20 protein-coding genes and 3 pseudogenes are annotated in these 25,864 nt (G+C 68.5%); 15 read left to right on the top strand and 8 right to left on the bottom strand.

The window, feature by feature from the left end:
* Window positions 1-9: 9 nt before the first annotated feature.
* Window positions 10-678 carry a peptide-methionine (S)-S-oxide reductase MsrA gene (gene msrA, locus ACIA5C_RS19770; protein ID WP_396056518.1) on the bottom strand — a complete coding sequence of 223 codons (669 nt, stop codon included), beginning with the start codon at window positions 676-678 and terminating at the stop codon, window positions 10-12.
* Between the two features lie 48 nt (window positions 679-726).
* Window positions 727-1,140 carry an HIT family protein gene (locus tag ACIA5C_RS19765; RefSeq protein WP_396056516.1) on the bottom strand — a complete coding sequence of 138 codons (414 nt, stop codon included), beginning with the start codon at window positions 1,138-1,140 and terminating at the stop codon, window positions 727-729.
* A 24-nt stretch (window positions 1,141-1,164) separates the two neighbouring features.
* On the opposite strand from ACIA5C_RS19765, the gene ACIA5C_RS19760 reads away from it, so the two are divergent.
* The 3 genes from ACIA5C_RS19760 to ilvA all read left to right on the top strand — a co-directional run bounded on the left by ACIA5C_RS19760 (window position 1,165) and on the right by ilvA (window position 5,382).
* On the top strand, window positions 1,165-2,316 hold the full coding sequence (locus tag ACIA5C_RS19760) for a cystathionine gamma-synthase (RefSeq protein WP_396056514.1): 1,152 nt from the start codon (window positions 1,165-1,167) through the stop codon (window positions 2,314-2,316).
* A 39-nt stretch (window positions 2,317-2,355) separates the two neighbouring features.
* Window positions 2,356-3,720 carry an amidase gene (locus ACIA5C_RS19755; RefSeq protein WP_396056512.1) on the top strand — a complete coding sequence of 455 codons (1,365 nt, stop codon included), beginning with the start codon at window positions 2,356-2,358 and terminating at the stop codon, window positions 3,718-3,720.
* A gap of 411 nt (window positions 3,721-4,131) precedes the next feature.
* Window positions 4,132-5,382, top strand: coding sequence for a threonine ammonia-lyase (gene ilvA / locus ACIA5C_RS19750; protein ID WP_396056510.1), 1,251 nt, complete (start codon window positions 4,132-4,134; stop codon window positions 5,380-5,382).
* A 57-nt stretch (window positions 5,383-5,439) separates the two neighbouring features.
* On the opposite strand, the gene greA is transcribed toward ilvA, so the two are convergent.
* Together greA and ACIA5C_RS19740 are read right to left on the bottom strand one after the other, a co-directional pair.
* Window positions 5,440-5,934, bottom strand: a complete 495-nt coding sequence (gene greA, locus ACIA5C_RS19745; RefSeq protein ID WP_396056508.1) for a transcription elongation factor GreA — start codon at window positions 5,932-5,934, stop codon at window positions 5,440-5,442.
* 171 nt (window positions 5,935-6,105) lie between these two features.
* The gene (locus ACIA5C_RS19740) at window positions 6,106-6,528 is read right to left on the bottom strand and encodes a DUF4307 domain-containing protein (RefSeq protein ID WP_396056506.1); all 423 of its coding nucleotides are present in this window, start codon (window positions 6,526-6,528) and stop codon (window positions 6,106-6,108) included.
* 146 nt (window positions 6,529-6,674) lie between these two features.
* On the opposite strand from ACIA5C_RS19740, the gene mca reads away from it, so the two are divergent.
* From mca to ACIA5C_RS19715, 5 genes are all read left to right on the top strand, one after another.
* Window positions 6,675-7,535 (top strand): mycothiol conjugate amidase Mca, encoded by an 861-nt coding sequence (mca, locus tag ACIA5C_RS19735; RefSeq protein WP_396056676.1) that lies wholly within the window; start codon window positions 6,675-6,677, stop codon window positions 7,533-7,535.
* Between the two features lie 49 nt (window positions 7,536-7,584).
* Window positions 7,585-7,938, top strand: coding sequence for a hypothetical protein (locus ACIA5C_RS19730; protein WP_396056504.1), 354 nt, complete (start codon window positions 7,585-7,587; stop codon window positions 7,936-7,938).
* A gap of 251 nt (window positions 7,939-8,189) precedes the next feature.
* A complete protein-coding gene (locus ACIA5C_RS19725; RefSeq protein WP_396056502.1) occupies window positions 8,190-10,718 on the top strand; it encodes a putative bifunctional diguanylate cyclase/phosphodiesterase in 2,529 nt (842 codons plus the stop codon).
* Window positions 10,719-10,762: 44 nt separating this feature from the next.
* Window positions 10,763-11,116, top strand: coding sequence for a hypothetical protein (locus tag ACIA5C_RS19720; protein ID WP_396056500.1), 354 nt, complete (start codon window positions 10,763-10,765; stop codon window positions 11,114-11,116).
* 86 nt (window positions 11,117-11,202) lie between these two features.
* The gene (locus tag ACIA5C_RS19715; protein WP_396056498.1) at window positions 11,203-11,664 is read left to right on the top strand and encodes an RICIN domain-containing protein; all 462 of its coding nucleotides are present in this window, start codon (window positions 11,203-11,205) and stop codon (window positions 11,662-11,664) included.
* Between the two features lie 623 nt (window positions 11,665-12,287).
* On the opposite strand, the gene ACIA5C_RS19710 is transcribed toward ACIA5C_RS19715, so the two are convergent.
* Both ACIA5C_RS19710 and ACIA5C_RS19705 read right to left on the bottom strand, forming a co-directional pair.
* Window positions 12,288-12,653, bottom strand: a complete 366-nt coding sequence (locus ACIA5C_RS19710) for a tannase/feruloyl esterase family alpha/beta hydrolase (protein WP_396056496.1) — start codon at window positions 12,651-12,653, stop codon at window positions 12,288-12,290.
* 37 nt (window positions 12,654-12,690) lie between these two features.
* Window positions 12,691-13,553, bottom strand: a pseudogene (locus ACIA5C_RS19705) (tannase/feruloyl esterase family alpha/beta hydrolase); the annotation flags it as partial.
* A 906-nt stretch (window positions 13,554-14,459) separates the two neighbouring features.
* Here ACIA5C_RS19705 and ACIA5C_RS19700 point away from each other — a divergent pair.
* From ACIA5C_RS19700 to ACIA5C_RS19690, 3 genes and pseudogenes are all read left to right on the top strand, one after another.
* Window positions 14,460-15,374, top strand: a complete 915-nt coding sequence (locus ACIA5C_RS19700; RefSeq protein WP_396056494.1) for a bifunctional NUDIX hydrolase/histidine phosphatase family protein — start codon at window positions 14,460-14,462, stop codon at window positions 15,372-15,374.
* Between the two features lie 255 nt (window positions 15,375-15,629).
* Window positions 15,630-19,655 (top strand): arabinofuranosidase catalytic domain-containing protein, encoded by a 4,026-nt coding sequence (locus tag ACIA5C_RS19695; RefSeq protein WP_396056492.1) that lies wholly within the window; start codon window positions 15,630-15,632, stop codon window positions 19,653-19,655.
* 387 nt (window positions 19,656-20,042) lie between these two features.
* A pseudogene (locus ACIA5C_RS19690) lies at window positions 20,043-20,772 on the top strand (ABC transporter permease); the annotation flags it as partial.
* 7 nt (window positions 20,773-20,779) lie between these two features.
* Here the strand turns inward: ACIA5C_RS19690 and ACIA5C_RS19685 are convergent.
* Together ACIA5C_RS19685 and ACIA5C_RS19680 are read right to left on the bottom strand one after the other, a co-directional pair.
* Window positions 20,780-21,181: pseudogene (locus ACIA5C_RS19685) on the bottom strand (metal-dependent phosphohydrolase); the annotation flags it as partial.
* A 321-nt stretch (window positions 21,182-21,502) separates the two neighbouring features.
* Window positions 21,503-21,898 (bottom strand): STAS domain-containing protein, encoded by a 396-nt coding sequence (locus tag ACIA5C_RS19680; protein WP_396056490.1) that lies wholly within the window; start codon window positions 21,896-21,898, stop codon window positions 21,503-21,505.
* Window positions 21,899-22,218: 320 nt separating this feature from the next.
* Here ACIA5C_RS19680 and ACIA5C_RS19675 point away from each other — a divergent pair, with 320 nt between their 5' ends.
* The 4 genes from ACIA5C_RS19675 to ACIA5C_RS19660 all read left to right on the top strand — a co-directional run bounded on the left by ACIA5C_RS19675 (window position 22,219) and on the right by ACIA5C_RS19660 (window position 25,689).
* Window positions 22,219-22,785: an HD domain-containing protein gene (locus tag ACIA5C_RS19675; protein WP_396056488.1), complete on the top strand. Its 567-nt coding sequence runs from the start codon at window positions 22,219-22,221 to the stop codon at window positions 22,783-22,785.
* 159 nt (window positions 22,786-22,944) lie between these two features.
* Window positions 22,945-23,199 carry a three-helix bundle dimerization domain-containing protein gene (locus ACIA5C_RS19670; RefSeq protein WP_396056486.1) on the top strand — a complete coding sequence of 85 codons (255 nt, stop codon included), beginning with the start codon at window positions 22,945-22,947 and terminating at the stop codon, window positions 23,197-23,199.
* Window positions 23,200-23,213: 14 nt separating this feature from the next.
* Window positions 23,214-25,220 carry an alpha-1,4-glucan--maltose-1-phosphate maltosyltransferase gene (locus ACIA5C_RS19665; RefSeq protein ID WP_396056484.1) on the top strand — a complete coding sequence of 669 codons (2,007 nt, stop codon included), beginning with the start codon at window positions 23,214-23,216 and terminating at the stop codon, window positions 25,218-25,220.
* Between the two features lie 334 nt (window positions 25,221-25,554).
* On the top strand, window positions 25,555-25,689 hold the full coding sequence (locus tag ACIA5C_RS19660) for a hypothetical protein (RefSeq protein ID WP_396056482.1): 135 nt from the start codon (window positions 25,555-25,557) through the stop codon (window positions 25,687-25,689).
* Window positions 25,690-25,864: the final 175 nt, after the last annotated feature.

The following is a 25,864-nucleotide window of genomic DNA, read 5'->3' as shown; positions in this document are numbered from 1 at the left end:
AGCTTCCGATCAGGGTGCCGCCTCGCCGCCCTCCGAAGGGGCACAGTAGTTGAGCCCTGTAGGGCCGTGGTTGCAGTAGCCGTACGGGTTCTTGCTCTCCGAGAGGTACTGCTGGTGGTAGTCCTCGGCGTAGTAGTACTGCGTCAAGGGCTTGATCTCGGTGGTGATCCGGCCGTGGCCGGCGGCCGTGACGACCGGCTGGAAAGCGTCCAGGGCGGCCTGGGCCGTCGCGGCCTGTGCGGGCGTCGTCGTATAGACGGCCGAGCGGTACTGGGTGCCCACGTCGTTGCCCTGGCGCATGCCCTGGGTCGGGTCGTGGTTCTCCCAGAAGGCCTTCAGCAGGTCCTCGTAGGCGATCTTCGACGGGTCGTAGACGACCTGTACGACCTCGGCGTGGCCGGTCGAGCCGGAGCAGGCCTCTTCGTAGGTCGGGTTGGTGGTGAAGCCGCCGGCGTAGCCGACCGAGGTCGAGTAGACGCCCGGCAGCTGCCAGAAGATCTTCTCCGCGCCCCAGAAACAGCCCATGCCGAAGACGGCGACCTCGTAGCCGGACGGCCACGGGCCCTGCAACGGGGTTCCGAGGACGGTGTGCTTGGCGGCCACCGGCATCGCCAGCGGGCGACCCGGCAGGGCCTGGTCGGGGGTGGGCAGCTCGAGCTTCTTGTGCCGCAGGAACACGGTCACTCCCTTCGTCTGCCCTGTGCAACGCCGGGGATTAGGCGATCCTTACCCGAGTTCTTTGGCGATCAGGGAGGCGAACGACGACGCCTCTTCGTCGTTCTCGTAGCGTTTGCGGGGCCAGAAGAACCCCCGCAGACCGTCGCCCTTCGTGCGGGGGATGACGTGGGTGTGCAGATGCGGCACCGACTGGGACACGATGTTGTTGATCGCCACGAAGGTCCCTTGCGCGTCCAGGGCAACCGGTACCGCGGCTGCCACCCGCTGCACAAGTCCGAAATATCCGGGCAGGTCCGCGGCGGGTAGTTCGGGCAGGGTCACCACGTGCGTACGGGGCACGACCAGCACATGTCCCTTGAACACCGGCCGGGTGTCCAGGAACCCCAAACCCTCCGGCACGTCGATGACTTTGAACGCCGGGACGGAACCCGCCACGATGCCACAGAACACGCAGTCGGCCACGTGGTGAGACTAGCCTTGCGCAGCATGACCGCTAACGACTACGGGTTCGACACCCTTGCCATCCACGCCGGCCAGGAGCCGGACCCGCGTACCGGCGCGGTGGTGCCACCGATCTACCAGACGAGCACCTACGCCCAGGACGCGGTCGGCGCTCCGCGCCTCGGCTATGAATACAGCCGCTCCGGCAACCCGACCCGCGACGCCCTCCAGGAGTGCCTCGCGGCCATCGAGGGCGGCCGGCGCGGGCTCGCATTCGCGAGCGGCCTTTCGGCCGAGGACACCCTGCTGCGGGCGGTCTGCCGGCCGGGTGATCATGTGGTCATTCCGGGTGACGCGTACGGCGGTACGTATCGACTTTTCGCGAAGGTGGCCGAGAACTGGGGGCTGGACTGGACGGCGGTCCCGCTCGACGACCTCGACGCGGTACGCGCCGCGTTCCGGCCAGGGGTGACCAGGATGATCTGGGCCGAGACGCCGACCAACCCACTGCTCAACATCGCCGACATCCCCGCGCTGGCCGGTCTGGCCCACGAGTACGACGCGATGTTGGTCATCGACAACACCTTCGCCTCGCCGTACCTCCAGCAGCCGTTGGCCCTCGGGGCCGACGTCGTCGTCCATTCGACGACCAAGTACCTGGGCGGGCACTCGGACGTCGTCGGTGGCGCCCTGGTCACGGCGACCGACGACCTCGGCGAACAGCTCGCGTTCTTCCAGAACGCGATGGGCGGCATCAACGGGCCGTTCGACGCCTGGCTCACCCTGCGCGGCATCAAGACGCTGGGCGTACGGATGGAGCGGCACTGCGACAACGCCGAGCGGATCGTCGGTTTCCTGCAGGAGCACTCGGCCGTGTCGAGCGTCCTCTACCCGGGTCTCGAGGATCACCCGGGGCACGAGACCGCGGCGAAGCAGATGCAGCGGTTCGGCGGCATGGTGTCGTTCCGGGCCGCCGGGGGCATGGAGAAGGCGATCGAGATCTGCAACCGTACGAAGCTCTTCGTGCTCGGAGAGTCGCTCGGCGGGGTCGAATCGCTGATCGAGCACCCGGGTCAGATGACACATCTGTCGGCTGCGGGCTCAGCGCTTGAAGTACCGGCCGATCTCGTGCGACTGTCTGTCGGCATCGAAACGGTTGACGATCTGCTCGCCGACCTGGAGCAGGCTCTAGGCTGACCCGCAGCAGGGCCGCCATAAATGCATGGAGATCGCGGTATGGAGTACGGGACGTCCTGGGTAGGTGCCACCGCGAAACAGATTTCCCGGGCGGTGCGGCGCGGTGACGCGCCCGCCACCCAGGTCGTCGCCGACCATCTGGAACAGATCTCCATCTCCGACCCCTCGCTGCACGCGTTTCGCGTGGTGCGCGGGGGCGAGGCGCTGAGCGAGGCGGAGAAGGTCGACGACCAGGAAGACCTGGCCGGCCTGCCGCTCGCCGGGGTGCCGGTCGCGGTCAAGGAGAACACCGCGGTGGCCGGTCTGCCGACGTGGTCGGGTTCGGCCGCGGTCCGGTCCGCGGCGGTGGCCGAGGAAGACCACGAGGTGGTCCGCCGGCTGCGCGGCGCCGGGGCGGTCGTCGTCGGGGTGACCCGGATGCCCGAGATGGGCCTGTGGGCGACCACCGACGACGAGAGCGGCGCCACCCGCAACCCGTGGAACCTCGACCACACACCGGGCGGCTCGTCCGGCGGCTCGGCGGCCGCGGTCGCGGCCGGGCTGGTGCCGATCGCGCAGGGCAACGACGGGCTGGGTTCGATCCGCATCCCGGCCGCCTGCTGCGGGCTGGTCGGTCTCAAACCGGGCCGCGGCGTCGTGCCGTGCCGGCTGGGCGTCAACGACTGGTTCGGCCTGGCCGAGAACGGCGTGCTCACCACCACGGTGGCCGACTCGGTGCTCGGTTTCAGCGTGCTCGCCGGGCGGCCCCCGGCCAAGCTGGTCGAGCCGTCGAAGCTGCGGATCGGCGTCTCGACCCGCTCACCGGTGGTCGGCATCAAACCCGACGAGGCCAACCTGTCGGCCGTCACCACGGCTTCCAAGTTGCTGGTGCAGGCCGGGCACGACACGGTGGCGACCGAGCCGCGCTACCCGAACGCGCTCGGCATCGGCGTGCTGGCGACCTGGTTCGCGTCGGCCGCGATCGAGGCCGACTCGCTCGACGACCTGTCCGCTCTCCAGCCGCGCACCCGACGGCACATCCAGCTCGGCCGGGTGGCCCGCCGCAGCGGCCTGGTGCGACAGGCCCAACGCGACGGCTGGCGCGAAAGGTCGATCAACTTCTTCTCCGACAAGTCGGTCGACCTGCTGCTCATGCCAGCCCTGGCCGCCGCTCCGCCGCCGGCGACCTCCTACTCGGACACGAGCTGGCGCGACAACATGTCGGTCAACATGCGGTACGCGCCGTACGCCGCCCCGTGGAACGTGGCCGGCCTGCCCGCGATCGTCTTCCCGGTCGGCCTGCGCCCCGACGGCCTGCCGCTGGCCGTCCAGTTGGTCGGACCGCCCGACTCGGAGCTGCTGCTGCTAGCGGTGGCCGGGCAGTTCGAGGTGCTCAACCCCTGGCAGCGTCACGCGTTTGTTTGAGTTGTACTTGCTGGCTCTACCTGCTGGCTCCGCTTCGCTGCGCGGGCGATCGCCTTTGACCCGGTGTCATGACTCGCGGTTTCCGACACTCGCAAACCCGGCGAGCGGCGGAAACCGCGTGCCATAACACCGGCGGCGATCGCTGTACTTGCTGGCTCCGCTTCGCTCCGCGTGCCATGACACCGGCGGCGATCGCCAACCCGGCGGGTGTTAGGAGGCCGCGGGTCTTGACGCTGGTGGCGATCGGCGGGCGTTAGGAGGCCGCGGGCCTTGATGCCGGTGGCGGTCGGCGGGCGTTGGGAAACCGCGGGTCTTTACGCCGGCGGTGATCGCGGGCCCGGCGGGCGGCAGGAAAGCGCTCGGCATCACGCCGGGGGCAGTCGGGCTTGGGCGGGTGGCACGATCTTAGTTATGACTGCTCCGTCATCGCCGCTGGATCTGCTCACGCTCAAGGACATCGAGGCCGCCCGCGAACTGCTGACCGGGATCGTCAACCCCACCCCCATGATCGAGTCGAAGCCGGTCTCCGACGTGATCGGGCGGATGGCGCTGCTGAAGTGCGAAAACCAGCAACGTGCCGGGTCGTACAAGGTGCGCGGGGCGTACACCCGGATCTCCCGGTTGGCGCCGGAGGAACGTATGCGCGGGGTGGTCGCGGCCAGCGCCGGCAACCACGCCCAGGGCGTGGCGCTCGCCGCCGGCCTGCTGGGCATCGAGTCGACGGTCTTCATGCCGGAGGGCGCGCCGCTGCCCAAGGTCACGGCCACCAAGGGGTACGGCGCGTCGATCGAGTACGCGGGCACCAGCGTCGACGACGCGTTGGAGGCGGCGTACGCGTTCGCGCACCGGACCGGGGCGATCCTGATCCACCCGTTCGACCACCCGGACGTGATCGCCGGGCAGGGCACGGTCGGGCTGGAGATCCTCGACCAGTGCCCCGAGGTGGCCACGATCATCACGGCGGTCGGCGGGGGCGGGCTGATCTCCGGGGTGGCGGTGGCGGCCAAGGCGCTGCGGCCCGACATCCGGATCGTCGGGGTGCAGGCGAGCGGGGCCGCGGCGTACCCGCCCTCGCTCGCCGCCGGCGAGCCGCGGAGGCTGCCGTCCGGGGCGACGATCGCCGACGGCATCGCCGTCATGCGGCCCGGTGACCTGCCGTTCGCCCATGTCAGCGCCATGGTCGACGAGGTCGTCACGGTGACCGACGACGAGCTGTGCACGGCGCTGCTGATGCTGCTCGAGCGGCACAAGATGGTGGTCGAACCGGCCGGTGGGGCGGCAGTCGCCGCCCTGCTCACCGGTGCACACGTGCCGGAGCCGGAGGGTCCGGTGGTGGCGATCCTCTCCGGCGGCAACATCGACCCGATGCTGCTGCTGCGGGTGATCGAGCACGGGCTCGCCTCGGCCGGGCGCTTCCTGCGGCTGGCTGTGCGCTGCGGCGACCGGCCGGGTGAGCTGGCCCGGCTGCTGGCCGAGATCGCCGGGCAGCGGGCCAACGTCGTCGACGTGGAGCACTCCCGGCAGAGCCCGCGGCTGAACTTCGGCGAGGTCGAGGTCGCGCTCTCGGTCGAGACGCGGGGGGCCGACCACTCGGCGGCGCTGATCAGCGTGCTGCGGGCGTCGGGCTATCGGGTTTCGCTGCTCGCCGACGCGACGCCGTAAAACGCGGGGGCGGCGCACCCTTTCAGGCGCGCCGCCCCCGGCGTACGGGGAAAGGCCTCAGCCCTCGAAGGGGCCGAACTTGACCACCGTGACCTTGATGTCGGCGCCGCTGGGCGCCGTGTAGGTGACCGCCTGGCCCGCGGCGGCGCCGAGGATCGCCTTGCCGAGCGCCGACTCGGGGCTGTAGACCGTCAGGTCGGTCGTCGAGGCGATCTCGCGTGAGCCGAGCAGGAACGTCTCGGTGTCGGTGTTGTCCTCGTCGAAGTAGATCGTGACGACCGAGCCGGGCGTGACCTCGTCGGCCGTCTGCACCTCGCCGACCTCGGCGTTACGCAGGAACTCCTTGAGGTATTGAATGCGGTGCTCCTGCTTGCCCTGCTCCTCGCGGGCGGCGTGGTAGCCGCCGTTCTCCCGCAGATCGCCCTCTTCGCGGCGGGCGTTGATCTCGGCGGCGACCGCCGGCCGGGCGGCGATCAATTCGTCGAGCTCAGCCTGCAACCGGTCGTAGGCGTCCTGCGAAAGCCAGGTCTTCTGCGCCTCGGAACTGGACACGGTTGATCTCCTTGCTGGGACGGGGCAGTTTCAAGATCAGTGCGTCCGTTCAGCCGAGTGGTGCCGCTGTGCTCGTGTCGGGCTGAACGGAGCGAATCACCAAGCTTACCAGCGGTACGCACCGCGCCTGGATTGCTCGATCTTGCACCATTTCGGATGCGCGGGGATCCGCTAGTCGGCTGCTTGACAACCCAGTACGTAGCCCGCGGCGGCCTTCGCCTTGGTCGGGACCGGTTCCTTGGCGTCGATCGAGGTGGCGTGGCCGACCGGGCGCACCACCACGTCGCGGTCGCCGAGGTCGTTGCCGCCGAAGTCGCGGGCCTGCAGCGCGCACCGGGCGGGCGCGCCGGCCGGCACCGTGACCGTGAAGTGGATCAGGATCTGCGAGTCGGTCGGCGGGTCCCACCCGACGATCTGCGCCTGGTAGGTGGTCTGGCCGAACTGCTGGTAGAGCTTCACCGTCACGGCCAGCGAGGCGGCGATGACCACCGCCAGGATGATCAGCGGTACGACCGGGCGGCGACGGCCCTCGCGCCGGTGGCCGTAGCGGCCAGGAGGAAAGACGGCCGTGGTTGTGGCGCGTGTCTCGCTCACGTGACGACCTCTCATGCGTTTGTTGTCGGGGGGATCGGCCAGAATGGCAGAGTCCATCTTCGCAGCCAGTCCCAGCCGCTTCCGGCGGGGTCCGGGGGAGCAGGGAGTTTTCGGTGCCTGGAACCAGCACGGAGCAGTTGCGGCTCATGGCGGTGCACGCGCACCCCGACGACGAGTCGAGCAAGGGCGCGGCGACCACGGCTCGTTATGTGGCCGAGGGCGTCAAGGTGCTGGTTGCCACTTGCACCGGCGGCGAGCGTGGCAGCGTGCTCAACCCGAAGATGGAACGTCCCGAGGTGCTGGCGGACATCGCCAACATCCGCCGGGCCGAGATGGCGCGGGCGCGCGAGATCCTCGGCATCGAGCAGGCCTGGCTCGGTTTCGTCGACTCCGGGCTGCCCGAGGGCGACCCGCTGCCGCCGCTGCCCGACGGCTGCTTCGGCCTGGTCGACCCGGAAGAGGGCGCGCTGCCGCTGATCAAGCTGATCCGGGAGTTCCGCCCCCACGTCATGACCACCTATGACGAGAACGGCGGCTACCCGCACCCCGACCACATCATGTGCCACAAGGTGTCGGTCATCGCCTTCGATCGGGCCGGCGACCCCGACTACCACCCCGAGCTGGGCGACCCGTGGCAGCCGAGCAAGCTCTACTACAACTCCGGGTGGACCCGCGCGCGCATGCTCGCGCTGCACGAGGGCATGCTGGCGGCCGGTCTCGAGTCGCCCTACACCGAGTGGCTGGAAAAGAGCGAGGACCGCCCGGACCGAGGCGACAAGATCACCACGCGGGTCGAGTGCGGCGAATACTTCGAGGTCCGCGACGAGGCGCTGCGGGCCCACGCCACGCAGGTCGACCCGGACGGCTTCTGGTTCAAGATCCCGCTCGAGCTCCAGCAGAAGGTGTGGCCGACGGAAGATTTCGAGCTCGCCCGCTCGCTGGTCGACAGCCCGGTCCCCGAGTCCGACCTGTTCGCCGGCATCCGGGAGTCGGTGGACGCCCGCTGATCAGCAGGCACCCGGGGTGGTAGGCGGCGGGGGCAGTAGGCTTCGTTGCATGCGCAGCTTCGCGGTCAACAACTTCGGCGACACCCGGTCCGGTGGCCTCGCCGGGCCGATGGGCCTCTTCGTGATCGTGTTGCTCTGCATAGCAACTGTTCTGCTCATTCGCAATATGAATAAGCGCTTGCGTCGGCTTCCCGACAGTTTTTCCTCGCCTGAGCAGACGCAGCGTGAAGCTGAGATTGCCCGGCTGAACGCCGATCTCGACCGTCCGGACGCCGGAACGACGCCTCGCAACGTCGAGGAACCTCGATCGGCGACCCCGGTCGAGGGCGCGGAAGACGAGGTCAAGGCCGTCAATACTGAGGGTGACGGTCTTTCCGCCGACCGCGACGAGCGGCACATCTGACCACGTCGAAGGTCGTCGAAGCGCCGCGCGCGTCGGAACGCAGGGTATTCGTCAGACCGATAGGTGACACGCGTCCTTCGCCTACCCCTGTTGCGTTCATCGGGATTGATTTAGCCTTCCGGCCGGGGGGCTTAAAAGCCCCTTGACCCTGTGCGGAAGGGGGCGTTGAAAATGACCATTCCTCGCCCCCGGCATTCTCAACTGCAGATGCACGTGCATCCGCGAGTGCCGCTCATGAACTGGGGGAACTCATGAGCGCGCCGCCCGTGAGCCAGCCCGAGGTGCGTCGATCGTGGCTCGATGTGATCGGCCTTGGTGGACGGCCGAAAGCAGTTAGGGTCCTTACCGCGGTAATTGTCGGAGCGGCCGTTCTAATCGCTGTTGCCGGCACCTTGATCGCGACGCCCCTTCCGTCCGGTCGCCCATTCCCGGCGGCGGCCGGCATAGTCGCTGCCACCGTGCTCGCGGCGGTCGCCCAGCTGGCCCGTCTGCGCTTCCGGCTCGGCCGGGGCGTGGTGTCGGTCGCCTGGGGTGAGGCGGCCTTCATCGTCGGCTACATCGTGGCGCCCACCGGCTGGTTGCCGCTGGCGACCCTGGTCGGGGCGTCGATCGCCTGGGCCGTGCTCTCCTGGCTCAACGAGCACCGCAACGTCGCCGACGTGGCCCACCTCACCGCCTCGCTCAGCCTCGGCTCGACCGGCGCCGCCGTCGTGACCTCGCTGATCGTGGGCGACGCCGGCCCGGTCAGCGTGCACATGCAGGTCGGCCTGACCGCGGGCGCCGCCGTCTACCTCGTGATCACCTTCGCGCTCGCCGTGATCACGCTCCGGCTGCACCGCGACGCCGACACCCGGCAGATCCTCGCCCGTGTCCCGTACGCGAAGGTCCCCATCTTCGTCGGCAACGTGATCATCGGCCTCGGCGCCGTGTACGCCCTGTTCCGCCAGCCGCTCTGGCTGGTCGCGTTCGTGCCGTTCCTCTGGCTGCTGCAGCGCAGCTACCGGTTCCACCTGCGGGCCGAGGAGGAGCGCCGCATGTGGGAGGCGTTCGCCGAGGCGACCGCCGCGCTGCCCGGCGGCAGCGTCGCCGATGTCGCCGCGTCCGGGCTCAACGGTGCCCTCACGGTCTTCGGCGCCCGGCGCGCCGAGATCGAGGTACGCGGCGTGGACAGCATGACGCGCTACGCCAAGGACGGCCCCGGCATCGAAAATCCGGCCGCCGGACTCCCCGGCCCGGCGATCACCCGCACGATGGCGGTGGCCGGCGAGGTGATCGGCGAGCTGACCGTCTGGCTCTCCGAACCCACGCTGCCGGTGCCCCGCGACGAGGCCGCGATCTCGGCCTACGGCGATGCCCTCGCCGGTGCCCTGCACGACGCGGCGGGTCGCGGGCGGGTGGCGGCGCTGGAGGAGAGAGTCGCCTACGAGTCCGTGCACGACCTGCTCACCGGCCTGAAGAACCGCACCACCCTGGTCACCGAGGGCGACCGGGTGGTCCGATCACTCGAACGGGACAAGCCGCTCGCCCTGCTGCTCCTCGACGTCAACGACTTCCGCGAGGTCAACGGCACGCTCGGACACCGCTGCGGCGACGAGGTGCTCAAGCTGGTCGCCGGGCGGCTGGCCGGCCTGGCCCGCGCCGGCGAACTGGTGGCCCGCACCGGCGACGACGAGTTCGCTCTGCTCGTACCCCAGGTGCCCACGCTGGCCGACGCGGCCGGCACCGGCCTGCCGCAGGCCCTGCGCCGGGCCCGCGAGGTGGTCGAGGCGCTGTCCCAGCCGATGGAGGTGTCGAGCGTCCGGCTCGCGGTCGAGGTCGCGGTCGGGGTCGCGGTCACACCGGCCGGGCGGACCGACATGGTCGAGTTGGTGCGCCGGGCCGCCCTCGCGCTCGACCAGGCCAAGGAGGACGAGCTGGCGGTCGCGACCTACGACAGCGGGCAGGACGCGGTCACCACCGACGGCCTGGCGCTGCTGGCCGAGCTGCGGGACGCCCTCGACGCCGACGACCAGGTGGTGATGCACCTGCAGCCGGCCGTCGACCTGATCACCGCGGCGCCGACCGGGGTCGAGGCGCTGGTGCGCTGGAAGCACCCGCGGCGCGGGCAGCTCTCGCCGGGCGAGTTCATCCGTACGGTCGAGCACACCGAACTGCTGGCCCCGTTCACCCGCCGCATCCTCGACCTGGCCCTGTCGTCGGCCGCCGAATGGACGCAGGCCGGCATCGACCTGCCGGTGTCGGTCAACGTGGCCGCCCGCAGTCTGCTCGACCCGACCTTCCCGGCCCAGGTCGCGGACGTCCTGCGCCGGCACCGCATGCCGGCCTCCAGCCTGGTCCTGGAGATCACCGAGTCGGTGGCGGTCAGCGAGCAGGACATCGTCGACGACGTGCTCGGCGAGCTGCGCGAAAGCGGCATCCAGCTGTCCCTGGACGACTTCGGCACCGGCTACTCATCGTTGGCGATCGTCACCCGGGTACCGGTCGACGAGATCAAGATCGACCGGTCCTTCGTGGACGACATGATCGACCTGCCGGCGGCCGAGGCGGTCGTGCGGGGCGCGGTCGAACTGGGGTCGCGCCTGGGCGTACGCGTCGTGGCCGAAGGCGTGGAGACCACCGAGCAGCGGGCCGCGCTGATGGCCCTGAACTGCCCGACCGCGCAGGGCTACCACTTCTGCAAGCCGATGCCGGCCGACCGCATCGTCGGCGCGCTGATCCGCCTCAACGAGACCGCCCAGGATGCCGAGATCGTCCAGCTCCGAGCGGACGACGCTTCCTAGACGTGCAGGTCCCGGCCGACTCCGTGCGCCGGCACGCCGCCGCGGTGGACGCGATCGCCGCCGACGTCGAGCAGGCCGCGGCGCCGCCGCCGAGGTCACGATGGACACCCAGGCGTACGGAATGCTATCTGCTGTCGATGGCCATCGACCCGCTCGGCACGCTGGTCGACCAGCAAGGCGCGAAACGCTGCATTGGGCACATGGGTCATCGGCGCCTTATCGTCGTCGTGGCCCGCCATAGACTTTCACAACCGGCGAAATCACCCGAGAACCGGCTGAACAGCCGTATCCGTGGTCCCTGCGGTGAAGGCCGGGAAGTGGTTGAGGGCACATCACGTTCCTTGCCGCGCACCAACTACGCCATTATGGGTTTCCATCGGCTCGCGGCCGTAGTATAGTCCACTTCGCCCAATCGCAATTGGTGTTCGTGAATTTGCGACGGGTCCATCTCGAATTGTAAAAACGTAACGGGGAGTGGTCAGAAGTGCGTAGGTATCTGAAGCGATTCGCCATCACGGCTGCGTTGACCGTAGCGACGACCGCCGGCATTTCCTCGCCCGCGTGGGCGGCCAATTACGGCAGCTACCAAAACGAACGTCAGGGTGCCTGCCTTGACAGCAACAGTTCCGGCGACGCCTACACGCTGGGGTGCAACACCGGGCAGTACCAGGACTGGGACATCCAGAACATCAGCGGGAACCTGTACTACCTCAAGAACAGGGCGACGGGCCTTTGCCTCGACGCGAACTCGTCGAACAAGGCCTACACGCTTTCCTGCAACGGTGGCACAAACCAGCGGTGGGAGCGGGTCGGCTCCGGCTACGGCGAGTGGAAAAACTACCAGACCGGAAAGTGTCTGACGTCCAGCGTATATGCCACGAAGCAAGCCGTGTTCACGGATACCTGTGACAGCACGCGTCAGACCCAGCGCTGGGCCAAGATTTAGTAAATAGTCCCTCCCAGGCACTGCGTCCTCGTGTGGACGGCGCAGTGCCTGGGATGTTTTATTGCCGGCGCTACTGGCGGCCGTGTCATTTCATGCACTCCGCAAAGACCCTGTTTCGACATCGTCATGCGGGGAGTTCGGCGATGACTCGCCGGGAGCCGGGTACGGCGATTTCGTTGATCGTGGTGTTGCCGAACCGGCGGGGGCACATGGCTTCAGGATGCCGTAGACGATGCGCTGCGCACGGGTCGACGGCCGCGCGCCCCTCGACGGCCGGATCAAGCCTGGTCGCAGGAAGTACGCGCGGGGGTGGGCTGCTGCGATCGCCTCTTCGGCGCGGCCCTTGACCCGGATCCACATGGTCTTGCTGGTGCGGTCGGCGCGGTTGGCCGAGACGTACAGGAAAAGGCTTTGGGGTTTGCGCGCAGCGCCGTTGTGGCCGCCGCGACCGCGAAGTCCTGGGTGATCCGCGTGTACTCCCGTTCGCTCAACCGGCCGACGGCACGCCGAGGCAGAACACGGTCGCGTGCGCGTCGGCGAACGTCGCCGTGTTGTTGAACATCCTTCTTCGGGCCTTGACGGGCGCGGCATGCTGTGCCACGCCCGTCCGGGCCGTCCGCCGGCTAGCCGGCCTTGTGAGTCAGCCAGGTCGTCGACGGTTCAAGAACCAGGTGCGTGCCGACCGCCTTGGCCTGCACCTGGTAGTCGCTGGAGAACAATCGCGCGCCCAGCCAGTTGAAGTCGTCCTTGACCGGATGGCGCGGGGTGTAGGAAACGAAGTTCGACGCGCTGTCGATGCTGCCGCTGCCGTCGTAGCGGGCGACCGCGGGGAACGGGTAGACCGGTCGCGTGCGGGTGACAGCGCCGGTGGAGTCGGTCTGCGACGCGACGATCTTGGTGGGCGTCTTGCCGCTCTCGGTCCACGCCATCACCGGGGTGAGCGGTACCGGCCCGAACGTCTTCGACGTGCGGCGAGATGTGCTGGTCACCCCAGCCGTGCCAGAGCACCAGCTTGCCGCCTTCGCGCTGGAACCGGCTCAGGTCGGGGTCGAGGGCGGAGAGGTAGCTGGAGGACTGCATCGCGTCCCAGAAGCCCGCGACCGTCAGCTTGAGGTCGGCGAGTTGCCAGTCAGCGTCGACGAACTTGGGATAGCCGAGATACCGCGCGTACGCCAGCACGAACTGCTCGCTGCCGACGGTCTGGCCCTGCGCGGTCGGGATGAACAGCGTCCAGTCCAGCTCGGAGCCCCACTCGTGGGAAATTGCCGGTTCGAGCCGCTTCCCGTCGGTCGTGACGGCGCCGTTGTGCAACCGCCGGACGACGCCGTCCTCGGCGCTGGTCAGGCAGGTCGAGGCGGCCCGCCCGGCCTTGCAGACCAGGCTGTACGGGTCGAACTGACACAAGCGCGGGTCGGTGATCTGCCCGTCGGTGAGCCCGTCGATGCCGTCGCAGGCGGCCAGCACCGCCTTATGGATCAGCGGCAGCTTATCGGCGAGCAAATGTACTTGCCCGTGCTGTCCAGGTTGGTCAGCACGTTCCAGGCATGGTGGAAGACGTTCTGCACGTCCATGTCCTGGGCCGGCGCGCCGGCCGCGATCCCGTCGAAGTCGCCGGGGTAGCGCTGGGCCTCCATGAGCGCCTCGCGGCCGCCGTCGGAGCAGCCGTCGAAATAGGAATAGGTTGGACTCCTCCCGTAAAACCTCGTGATGATCGCCTTTGCGGTCTGCGCGGTAACGTGCTCGGCCCGGTACGCGAAGTCGATGATGGCCTGCGGGCTGTCCGCCGCCCACGAGCCATCGTTCTGCCCCTGGTGGCCCATGTCGGTGGTGGCGCTCGCGATCTGGCCGTTGGTCACCGGGGTGCACGTCGTCGCCTGGGCGTAGTTGATATTGGAGCTGCCGCACTCGCCGCCGCAACCGGTCTGCAGTTAACGCTGAGTCCAGCCCTGAGTGGGCAGCCGCAGCACGATCGGCTACGCGGCCTGCCACTGGTGCCATGGAACTCGCAAAGGAAGTAGTCCCGCCCACGTATGACCCCGACAGATCTCCTCGGCCAGGCTCGGAAGTAGGACGAAGCGACTCCGGCGTAGCGGGTGGCGATCTGTTCTTCCGGGTTGTAGCGCTGCCGGTCGGGGATCATGAGTCGCGATGTGCCGCGGCCCATCGCCTCGACAACGGCGGTGTGATGGGCAGCGGGACGCGGTTCTGGTCATGGATCGGACCGGCGTGGCTGTCGAGGGATGCGTGCTGCACGGCTCCGTTTTGCTGAGCACTGTGGACGATGGGAGAGTCGCTCTTTCCAAAGGGCCGGACGGGGCCGCGATCGAAGTCTTTCGCCGAGCGCAGAGGCCACGGTCCTGAACGCGGTGGACAACCTCGACCGAGTCCGGGCGCTCAAGCAGTAGGCCCGGGACGCGAAGGTTAGTGTTCGTCACCAGCAGTCGCTGGCGACGACGATGCCGTTCGAGCTCGGTACGGCCTGATGGCCAGACAGTTGCGCAACGTTCGCCACGCGGCGGCCTCGGGCGCTTTGCGGCAGAAGGCAATCGAACTCGGGGTGCAGTTGCCACCCCGTACTGCCCATACGCGAGATGTTCACCAATACGGCGGGCGGCCTAGTGAAAGTCAACCGCGCGGCGCGATGATCTATATCGATCCAGTCCTTAACGTTCGTTAAATCGCTGGTTCGCGTTAACAAATCCGTCGCGCTTCGGTCGTCCAGCCGTCATATCGTCGGCGGTGGGGCCGCAGTCGGCTCCGGCCCCGATCCCACGATTTCATTCTGAGGTGACGTGGTGGGCGCAACACTCGTCCAAGCCGCCGGCGGGGCGGTCTGGCGCCACGACGACGGTATGACCGAGGTAGCCGTCGTGCACCGGCCGCGGCACCACGACTGGTCACTGCCCAAGGGCAAATCCATCCGGGGTGAGCACCCGCTCGACACCGCCTGCCGGGAGGTCCGCGAGGAGACCGGCATCCATCCCGTGCTGGGACCCCGACTGCCCACGCAACGGTACCGGTCACCCGCCGGAGACAAGATCGTACGGTTCTGGGCCATGTCCGGGCAGGACGCCGGATTCATCCCCACGGCCGAGGTCGACCAGACGATCTGGTTGCCAGTGCCCACTGCACGAGCCGTCCTGACCCACCAACGCGACGTCCCCGTCCTCGACGCGCTGGCCCGCGCCACCACGGTCGACGCCGTGGTGCTGCTGGTTCGCCACGCCAGCATTACCGGCCGGCGCGCTGCTCCAGCCGGCTCGCTCGACGCCTCGGGACGGCGGCAGGCCCAGGCACTGCGCCGCCTGCTACCCAGCTTCGCCCCCAGCCGGCTGCTGTGCGCCGACGACCGGCGCCGCGACACTCTCGCACCGTTGGCCACCCGGTTGCGGCTATCCGTCGCGTACGGGGACGATCTTCGTGAGGCGTGCGGACGTCACCGGCCCAGGAGCAACCCGCGTCTGATCCGCGACCTCGCCGCCGACGGAGGCACGACAGTAGTCGCTGCGCCCGGACCGGTGATCCACAACGTGATCGGGTCACTCACCCGGGACGACGCGGTCGCCCTGATGCCGGTCCGCCCCCAGAAGGGAAGCCTCTGGGCGCTCTTCTTTCACCGCGCCCGACTGATCGGCGCGGATTACTACCCCAACCTGGTGGGGCCGGCCGCCGCAGACGGGAACCCGTACGCGGAGCCGGCCGCCGCCTGACGAGCCTGCGGCGCGAGCCGTCCGCCCGGCCAGCAAGGTGCTCGTCCCCGGCACCCTGGCGTACTGGCGTTTCGACAACGGTGGCCCCGACGGCTCGCCACTGACCGCCGGCCAGACGATCCGCGATCTACGACCCGTGTCCATCTGAGGTTTTTTGCCGCGTCATGTGGGCGTATTCCCTCGGATCAGAGCGATCGATCGAATGTTATCAACGTCCTTTCGGGCGAATCTGCTCTCAACCCTCAGGTGGGTGGAATGCGCATCAGAAGACTCCTCTTCCGGCTCAGCGCCGTCCTGGCGATGGGTGCCATGGTCGGTGCGGCCGCCGCGGTGGCACCCGCCCAAGTCGCCCACGCCGCCTCGAGCGACCTGGTCCTCTCCGTCACGGCCGCCGACCTGGGCGTCTCCGCGGCCACGCTCCGCAGTGTGGTCAGCGAGGTGGCCGCGGAGGACACGCGCGACAGCATCTCGCTGGATCAGGCGGCCAAACGCTCACTCCAGGAGTTCGGGTACGACACGTCGAACTGGGCCAACCTCGACATCGCCGCGTCGGTCAGCGCCGGCGGCACCCTCACCATCACGCTGCCCGGCAGCGAGGTGTCGACCAACTCGAGCACGATCTCGAACACCGTTTCCACGATGGTCGGCATCTTCGTCACCTATGCGTTCCGGGCCGGCTGTGTGGCCGGCCTGACCGCCAATGGCGTTGGGGCGGCCCTCGTCCCGGTCATCTGCACGCCGATCGGGGCCGGCCTCGGCGCGCTCACCGCGTCGCTGATTCAGGGCGCCTTCGACGGCGACGTCAAGAGCACGGATTTCTGGACAAACACGATCATCCGGGTCGCCTTCGCCGTGGTCGGCGGGTTCAGCTGGGAGAAATACATCAGCCCGTGGGCCAAGACCGGAGGCGCGGACCTGGTCAAGCGGATCGCGTCCACGCTGAGCAGCTGGGCTACGACGATCAAAACGTTTTTCGCCACCGCAGCCGCCGTGCTGCAGGGCGTCGCCAACACGGTCGCGGATGTCGCCGCCCAGCTACCCGGCCGGATCGCCACCTTCGACGCGAGCCTGCCGGCCACCGGAGCGCTGCCCTGCGACACCTATGACGGTGACGGCGCGAACTGCGTCGGCTCGTACAGCACCGTACGGGCGCTCTACAGTTACTACGGCGGGCCGCTCTACCAGGTGCAACGCGCCTCCGACAACACCAAGGCCGACATCGGGCTGCTCACCATCGGCGGGTACGTCAACGCCTCCCAGCAGGACTCGTTCTGTGCCAACACGTCCTGTGTGATCTCGAAGATCTACGACCAGTCGGCGCAGTGGAACGACCTGACGCTGGCACCGAACGGCGGCGCAGCGGGCGGCGATCATCTGGCCGACGCGAACGCGCTGCCGGTCACGGTGAACGGGCACGAGGCGTACGGGGTGTACTTCGGCGGGCAGACCGGGTACCGCAACAACGGCGCGACCGGCACCGCGGAGAACGGCGAGCCCGAGGGCATGTACATGGTGGCCAGCGGCACCAACGTCAACGCTGGGTGCTGCTTCGACTTCGGCAACGCCGAGCGCAACAGCAACGACACCGGCAACGGCCACATGGACGCGGTCAACCTGGGCACCGAGTGCTATTTCGCGCCGTGCACCGGCTCCGGCCCATGGGTCGAGGCCGACCTGGAGAACGGCCTATTCTCCGGCGACAACGGCTCCAACCTCGCCAACAAGGGCAACAGCAGCAATTTCGTCACCGCGCTGCTGAAAAACAACGGCCAGACGACGTACGCGCTCAAAGGCGGCGATTCGCAGAGCGGCGGCCTGAGCACGTGGTGGAACGGCGGGCTGCCGACCCGCGGCGGGTACAAGCCGATGCAACAGGAGGGTGGCATCATCCTGGGCATCGGGGGCGACAACAGCAACTGGTCGGTCGGCTCGTTCTTCGAGGGAGCCATCACGTACGGCTACCCGACCGACGGCGCCGACGACAAGGTGCAGTCGAGCGTGGTCTCGGCCGCGTACGCCGGCAACTCGGGCGGGGTCGCGGCGTCCTCCGCGCCGGCCGCGGCGGGTCAGGCGGCGATCCACAGCGGGTACTCCAGTGTCTACACGGTGAACTCCGCCAACGCGCACCTGCAGGAGACATACCTGCCGAAGATGGGTGACCCGTGGAGCACCCAGGACCTGTCGGCCAAGTACGGCACGCCGGCGGTGATGCCGGGCACCAAGCCGGTGTCGGTCACCCACGACGGCTACACCAGCGTTTACACGGTTGACGCGGGCAGCGGGCACCTCCAAGAGACGTACCTGCCCGGGATCGGCGCCAACTGGATCTCGCAGGACCTGTCGGCCAAGTACGGCACCCCGGCGACCAGCTGGACGCCGACCGCGGTGGTGCATGACGGCTACACCAGCGTGTGGTCGGTGGACCAGGCTAACGGGCACCTGCAGGAGACGTACCTGACGAAGATCGGCGACCCCTGGCACAGCCAGGACCTGTCGGCCAACTACGGCGCGCCGCAGGTGGCGGCCGGGACGTCGCCGGTGGCGGTGGTGCACACCAAGTACACCAGCGTCTACACCGTCGATGTGAACCACGACGTGCAGGAGACCTACCTGCCGGCGATGGGTGACCCGTGGTCGACGCAGGACCTGTCGGCCAACTACGGCACCCCGAAGACGGCGGTCACGCCGACCGCGGTGGTGCACAGCGGGTACACCAGCGTGTACACGGTCGACGACCCCAGCCAGCACTTGCAGGAGACGTACCTGCCGAAGATGGGCGACCCCTGGCATACCCAGGACCTGTCGGCCAACTACGGGACGCCGGCGATCGACCCGGGCACCCAGCCGGTGGCGTTCGTGCACACCGGCTACACCAGCGTCTACACCGTCGACCAGGGCAGCCTGCATCTGCAGGAGACCTACCTGTCGGGCATCGGCGCGAACTGGATCTCGCAGGACATCTCGGACAAGTACGGCACCCCGCCGACGGACGACTCGCCGATCGTGCTCCTGCACCCGGACGCGGGCGGCGCCGTCACCTGGAGCAGCGTCTTCACGGTCGACGAGTCGAACCAGCACCTGCAGGAGACGTTCCTGCCCGCCATCGGCAACGCCTGGACGAGCAAGGACATCTCGGCTCAGTACGGCACCCCGGCCATCGCCACGCCGCAGGAGTCGGCGGCCTCGGACTGGACGGTCGCCCACGACGGCTACGCCAGCGCGTACACGGTCGACAAGAGCAACAACCACCTGCAGGAGACCTACCTGACCGCCATGAACCAGCCGTGGGCCACCCAGGACCTGTCGGCGAACTACGGCACCCCGGCGGTGCTTGGCGGGACGGCCCCGGCGTCGGTCACCCACGACGGGTACACCAGCGTCTACACCGTCGACTCCTCGAACGGGCACCTGCAGGAGTCCTACCTGACGGCGATCGGCCAGCCCTGGCACACCCAGGACCTGTCGGCGCAGTTCGGCACGCCGGCCTCGAACACCACGCCGAGCACGCTGTACCACGACGGCTACACCAGCGTGTATACCGTCGACAAGGGCACCGGCCACCTCTGGGAGACTTACCTGTCCGGCATCGGCGCGAACTGGGTCTCGCAAGACCTGACCGCCAAGTACGGCACCCCGGCCGTGCTCGCGGGCACCGCGCCGACGTCGGTTATGCATTCCGGCTGGACCAGCGTCTACACCACCGACGCGAACGGACACGTGCAGGAGACCTACCTGCCCGCGATCAACGATCCGTGGGTCAGCCAGGACCTGTCGGCCAAGTACGGCACCCCGGCCAGCATCACCGGCCCGGGCGTGCTCGTGCACGACGGCTACACCAGCGTCTACACCGTCGACTCGAACCACGACCTGCAGGAGACCTACCTGCGGGCGATCGGTGACGACTGGGTCACCCAGGACTTCACCGCCAACTACGGCACGCCGACCGTGGCCTCGGGCATGACCCCGATCGCGCTCTATCACACCGGCTACGCCAGCGTTTACACCGTCGACCAGTCGAACAACGACGTGCAGGAGACCTACCTGCCCGCCATCAGCGACAACTGGACCAGCCAGGACCTCAGCTCCAAGTACGGTACGCCGGCCGCCAACCAGCCGCCGTCCGTGCTTGAGCACGCCGACACCACCGGCGCCCTGACCTGGACCAGTATCTTCACGGTCACTAAGTCGAACTCGGATCTCGAGGAGAGCTACCTCTCGGGCATCGGGGCCAACTGGGTCGCCCAGGACCTCTCGGCCAAGTACGGCGTCCCGCAGGTCTGACCTCCGGGAGACCACCGGCGGGTGGGCGTCCGATGCGCCGCCCACCCGCCGCATGCCGTTCTGACCGCGACACGGCCGTCATCGACGACCGGGACGATCGCGTCGTGCACGAACGGCGCCGCGTCGCTCGCCAGGAGGCGATCACCGCGGCGATCTCGCGGCCGTTCCGCGGCGGCCGGCCGACCGGCGGCCGCCAGCCGGTCGAGCGCCGCACCCATGGCGGCGGTTCCTTCGGTACGGGTCGGCCCGAGGCTGACCGCGTTGGCGCGGATGCGAGGTCGGGCACCCCGTCTCGATCACGGCGGTCGAGGGCGCCGGAGTCCTCGTCCCGGCGGGCGAGGGCCGTGACGATCGCGTTGGAGACCGCAACCGCGGGGTCACCGCTCGCTGTTCGCCGTCATCGTGCTGGCGCTCCTGGTGGTCCCCTGGTCGTGGCAGTGGTCGCCTCGCTGGCCCGGACGTGGAACGACGTGCTGCCGGGCTCGCTGACCACCGCCCACCTGCGCGGAGCCCTGGACGCCGGGAACCTGGCGAGCCTGTCCACCAGCATCCAGACGGCACTCATCGGCGGCCTGGCCGCGGTGGCAGTCGGTGCCTGGGCCGCACTCGCGACCGACCGCCTGCCACGGCGGTTGCGTGCCCTCAGCGACGCGCTCTTCCACCTGCCGTTGGCCCTGCCCAGCGTGGTGATCGGTTTCGGCCTGCTGGTCGCGTTCAGCCGCCGGCCGATCCTTCTCAACGGCACGAAGTGGATCGTGGTAGCCGCGCAGACCATGCTCGTACTCGCCTTCGCCTACAGCACCGTCTCCGCGGACCTGCAACGGCTCGACCGGCAGCTGCCCGACGTCGCCGCGAGCTTGGGCGCGCGGCCGGCCCGAATCCTGGCCTGGGTGACGCTCCCGCTGCTGCTCCCGTCGATCACGGCCGCCGCGGCGCTGGCGGTGGCGCTCTGCATGGGCGAGCTCGGCGCGACGATCATGCTCTATCCGTCGAGCTGGCCCACCATGCCGGTCAGCATCTTCGGCCTTTCCGACCGCGGCAGGGTGTCGGCGCCAGCGCCGACACCCTGCTGCTGCTCGTGGCGACCGCGCTGCTGTTCCTGGCGATCGGCCGGATCCGGTGGGTCAGCGGCCTACGTAGTCGCGGATCCGCGGAATCCAGGTCGCCAGGCCCGGCACCACCCGGCCGACTTCCTTCGCGGCCTCGTCCGTCCGCCGCAACGCGATCGCTGCGGGGGCGTCCGGCCGGGCCGCGAAGGTTCTGGCCTCGGGCAGCGTCATCGCGTCACCCTGCCGCACCAGGCTGAGCCGGCTCGCCTCGGAAAGTTCGTACTGCTCGGTCGCAGCCAGGTAGCGCTTGGCGGCGACGTGCAGGCCGACCAAACCGGCCACCCGGTCGCCGAAGAGCGGCCGCATCGCCGCCGCCCCGACCCGCGCGTGGTCAGGATCATCGCCGCCGACCGCGTGACCGACGGCGTGGACCATGCCGGCCAGCTGCAGGCCGAGGTCACCGGGGTAGCGGTCGCGAGGGGTCTCCAGGTCGTTCGTCACATAATGATCATGGACACCCTCGTCTATGTCCCGCCGCGCCCCACCCCTTGGAATAGGTCATCTAGGCGGCGACAACCTCGAGAAACCTCGTCATATCCCACCGGACGCCGCTACCCACTGGCCCGAACCGGACCCGCTGGCCGCCGAGTTGGCGGTGCAGCACCGCGAGTGGGTGACGTAACGCCACAATCTCCGTGTCCCTGTCCCGGTCACTGCCGAAATAGCTGCAACCATGCGAATGTCTTGTGATTGCTGGGCACGCCGCTCGCAGCAGTAGGAGACAGCGTCATCGCGTAGTCACCGACAACGATGGGCCTGTGCAACGTCGGGCCGCGCGTGTTCGGCGGGTTTTGAAGGCCGGCTCTTCGAATCGTTCACTTGCCGGAGCCGGTGTGCGGGTACGCCGGCTGCGATGAGCTGGTCGGCGATCGTGGACGACGAGTGGTCGAGAAAGACAGCGACGTTGTGGTCGTCGCCGATGTGGCAGGCGGCGGCGAGGCTGCCGAGGTTGATCGAGTCGAGGTCGGCGACGTCGTTGAGGTCGATGACCAGGCGAAGGGGCCGGGTGTGCCGGACCGCGCGGACGACGGTGCGGCGGATTTCGGCGGCGTTGTCAGGGCCTAGGACGCCGCGCAGTTGGATGACGACCGTCCCGTCGGAACCGATCTTAACGTCGACCGTCGCACCGGTCATGCTGTCGCCTTTCGTTCACCTCCGCGTTCCGGCTTGTCAGGGTAAAGGTCAGTCTTTGTCAGCGTCGATGGCCGTGGAAAGAATTCACCAGGTCACGACCCGGCTACGGAAGATCGAGAAAACGGCCGGTTGGCTGGACCATTGTGGCGCCCATCGCTGGGGGCGCGGGCGGCGATGACGGGATTGGCCCGCAGGTACGCGGTCAGCGGTCGCCCGTCATCGGTCGGCATGAGTCGGGCGTGCGCATGACCCCCCATGGTTGTCTTAAGTTCACCCAACAGCGGGCATTTGCCGGGTTACTTGGGGGTATGGGTGTCGTTATGGGTCCTGCGACGCTGGTTTTGAACGCCCGGGAGCTGACTCAACGGCTGCTCGCGGAGTTGCCCGAGCGGTGGCGGCACAGCGTAGGCGTGGCTCGGCAGGCCGAGCGCCTCGGGAATGCGGTGCCCGGCGTGGCGGAGTTTGAAACGCTGGTCGCGGCGGCCTGGCTGCACGATATCGGCTACGTCGAAGCGTTGCACGACAGCGGTTTCCATCCTCTCGACGGCGGTTTGCATCTGCGGCGCCTGGGTTGGCCGGACCGGATAGTTGCTCTGGTGGCCCATCACTCTGAAGCGAGGTGGGTCGCCGAGGCTCGGGGTCTGGCCGACCGGCTGGGCGAGTTTGCGTGCGAACACAGTGCCGTGGCTGATGCGCTTGCCTACGCTGATCAAACCGTCGGCCCCAATGGCCGGGTCATGGGCTTGGAGCAACGCTTCGAAGACATGCTGCGCCGGCACGGCCCGGACTCACCGAACGCTGCGGTGCACCCGCGGCGGGCGCCTCTGCTGCGGGCCGCCGTAAAGCGAGTCGAACAACGGTTGTCCGGTATAGACCCGGCAACCTGAGTCCTGGACTGCGCCTAAGGAACCGGCGGTTCGACTGGCCCACGGGCCCGGCGTCGAGGGCAGGCGCTGGAGGTGAACCCTGCGCTAACAACGGAATGTTCCGAGTGGGATCGGGGCATTGACGGGGGAGAGCCGTCACGACGACATGCGAGGTGTGCGATGACTGATTCCGCCGCGACCGGTGGTCTCGTCGACCCGGAGATCGTCCTGCAGCGCGAGGTCGAGACCCTCGGCCAGCGCTTTCCTGAGGTGGACCGGGCGGAGCTCTCCGATCGTGTCCACGGGACGTACGAGCATCTCAAGGGCGAGGCGACCGTCGACTCCCATCTGGTGGCCATGACCGAGAAACAGGTTACCGAGGATCTGCGCCACAGAGTGGAGACCGTCCATGTTCGCGGCGACGACACCGTCTGAGCGGGCTGCCTCAGATGACGGGGAACCGCTGGGCCGGACATATCGCGGTGGTCGGGCTGGGTCCGGTCGTCGAGCACGGTGAGCGGCCGGCGAAGTCGGTCACCGGCGAAGAGTTCGAGGTCGCCGCGACAGTGTTCCGCGAGGGTCACGACGCGGTGAGCGCCGCGGTTGTGCTCACTGACCCGGGCGGCTTTGAACACCAGACAGCGATGACCCGGGTCAACGCCGGGCTCGATGCCTGGTCGGCCACTGTCAGCGCCGATCAGCCCGGGCTGTGGTCCTACCGGGTCCAGGGCTGGTCCGACCCGTACGGCACATGGCACCACGACGCCGTCATCAAGGTCGGTGCCGGTGTCGACGTCGCACTAATGCTCGAAGAGGGCGCGCGAGTCCTGGAGCGGGCCGTCGCCGAAGTGCCTCGTACCAAGGAGCAGATCACAGCCTTGGCGAACGCGATCGTGGGTTTGCGCGACACGGCACAGCCTCCGGAGAGCAGGCTGGGCGCCGGCGTCTCGGCCGAGGTGCGGGCCGAGTTGGCCGTCCGGCCCCTACGAGAGTACGTCACGTCGTCGCCTGAGTATCGGTTGCTGGTCGAGCGGGAACGGGCCCTCTACGGAGCGTGGTACGAGCTGTTCCCGCGATCGGAAGGCGCCCACCTCGACGAAAGCACCGGACGGTGGCGCAGCGGTACGTTCGCGACCGCGGCCCGACGCCTGGACGCCGTCGCCGCCATGGGCTTCGACGTGGTCTATCTGACGCCGATCCACCCGATCGGGGTCGTCAACCGCAAGGGCCGCAACAATTCTCTGCGGGCGGAGCCGTCCGACCCCGGCTCCCCGTACGCAATCGGGTCGTCCGAGGGCGGCCACGACGCTATCCATCCGGACCTGGGCACGTTCGAGGACTTCGACAGCTTCGTGGGCCATGCGCGTCAACTGGGGCTTGAGATCGCCCTCGATCTCGCCCTCAACTGCGCCCCCGACCACCCGTGGGTCACCGCCCACCCGGATTGGTTCACCACGCGGGCCGACGGCTCCATCGCGTACGCCGAGAACCCACCGAAGAAGTACCAGGACATCTACCCACTGAACTTCGACAACGATCCGGAAGGTCTGTACGCCGAGATCCGCCGCATCGTTCGGGTCTGGCTCGATCGCGGGGTGACGATCTTCCGGGTCGACAACCCGCATACCAAGCCGCTGTGGCTGTGGGAACGGCTGATCGCCGATGTGGCCACCGAGCAACCGGGCACGATCTGGCTTGCCGAGGCGTTCACCCGCCCACCCATGATGCACGCCCTCGCCAAGGTCGGCTTCCAGCAGTCCTACACCTACTACGCCTGGCGCCACACCCGGGACGAACTGCAGCAGTACTGCGCCGAACTCGCCGGTTCCGCCGCCGCCTACATGCGGCCGAACTTCTGGCCCACCACCCACGACATTCTGACGCCGTTCATGCAGCACGGCGGCCAGGAAGTCTGGAAGATGCGGGCCGCGCTAGCTGCGACCCTCTCACCGAGTTATGGCATCTACGCCGGCTACGAGCTTATGGAACGCGCTGGCCGGCCCGGCGCCGAGGAACAGCTCGACAACGAGAAGTACGAATACAAGGACCGGCGCTGGGCGGAACGTGACGCCGCCGGGACGACGCTGGCCCCGTACCTCACCACGATCAACGAGATCAGGCGCGCCCATCCAGCACTGCACCGGCTCCGCAACCTGCGCTTCCACCAGGCCGACGACGAGAACGTCATGGTCTTCTCCAAGTCCCGCCGACTGTACGACCGCGACGACGTCATCGTGGTGGTCGCCAACCTCGATCCACAACACACCCGCGACACCTGGATCCACCTCGTGATGCCGGACCTGGGACTGGACTGGCACGACCGCTTCGTGGCCCACGAACTGATCACCGGCCAACACTGGAACTGGACACAACACAACTTCGTCCGAGTGGGGCCGGCCACCGAACCGGTCCACATCATCCACGTCGGCCCCGAAGGCATCACCAGCCCACGGTGAAAGCGGCCGCCGCCGCGCCCCGACATACGCATCGATCGTCCCACCCACCGAAACGCCGGACCGCATCGATCGCGAGTTCCTCGGCGTGATCGAGTAGGGGGCGCTGCACGGCGGGTATCCGTCGTTCTGCAACGCCGCCGCCTGTCCCGTGCTGCTCATATAGTCCACGTAGTTGGCTGCCAGGGCGGCGCCCTCGGCCCGGTAGTAGGCGTGCTCGACCGTCCAGAACGGGTAGCCCGCGACGATGTCCTGGATCGTGCCGGCGCGCCGGTCGAGCGTGGCGATGAGCAGGCTTCCGTTCGCCTGCGTCGCGTCGGAAGCGTCCGCGTAGCCGATGGCGCCCTCGAGCCTGCCGACCCGGCTGACCGCGGCCGCGGTCGAGCTCTCCTCGCAGGAGAGCGTCTTCCTCTTGTCCACGTCGTCCTGGTCGACGCAGTTGGTCGAGGTCCGCTGGCCGTCCTGGCGGTGACCGAGTCATCGGCCCGACCGTCGGACATCGCGACCCGCTGCACCTTGTCATTGCCGGAACGAATCAGGGTCGACGGCGCATAGACGCTGGTGAGCGGCGACGGCATGCCGCTATGCCGGGCGATGTCGAGGTCATCGCTGCTGTCCTCGCCCGCAGCATCCCGGCCACGATCGTC

The organism is Actinoplanes sp. NPDC051343 (genome assembly GCF_044455125.1).
Lineage (GTDB): Bacteria > Actinomycetota > Actinomycetes > Mycobacteriales > Micromonosporaceae > Actinoplanes.
This window is presented reverse-complemented; position numbering and strand designations above follow the sequence as displayed.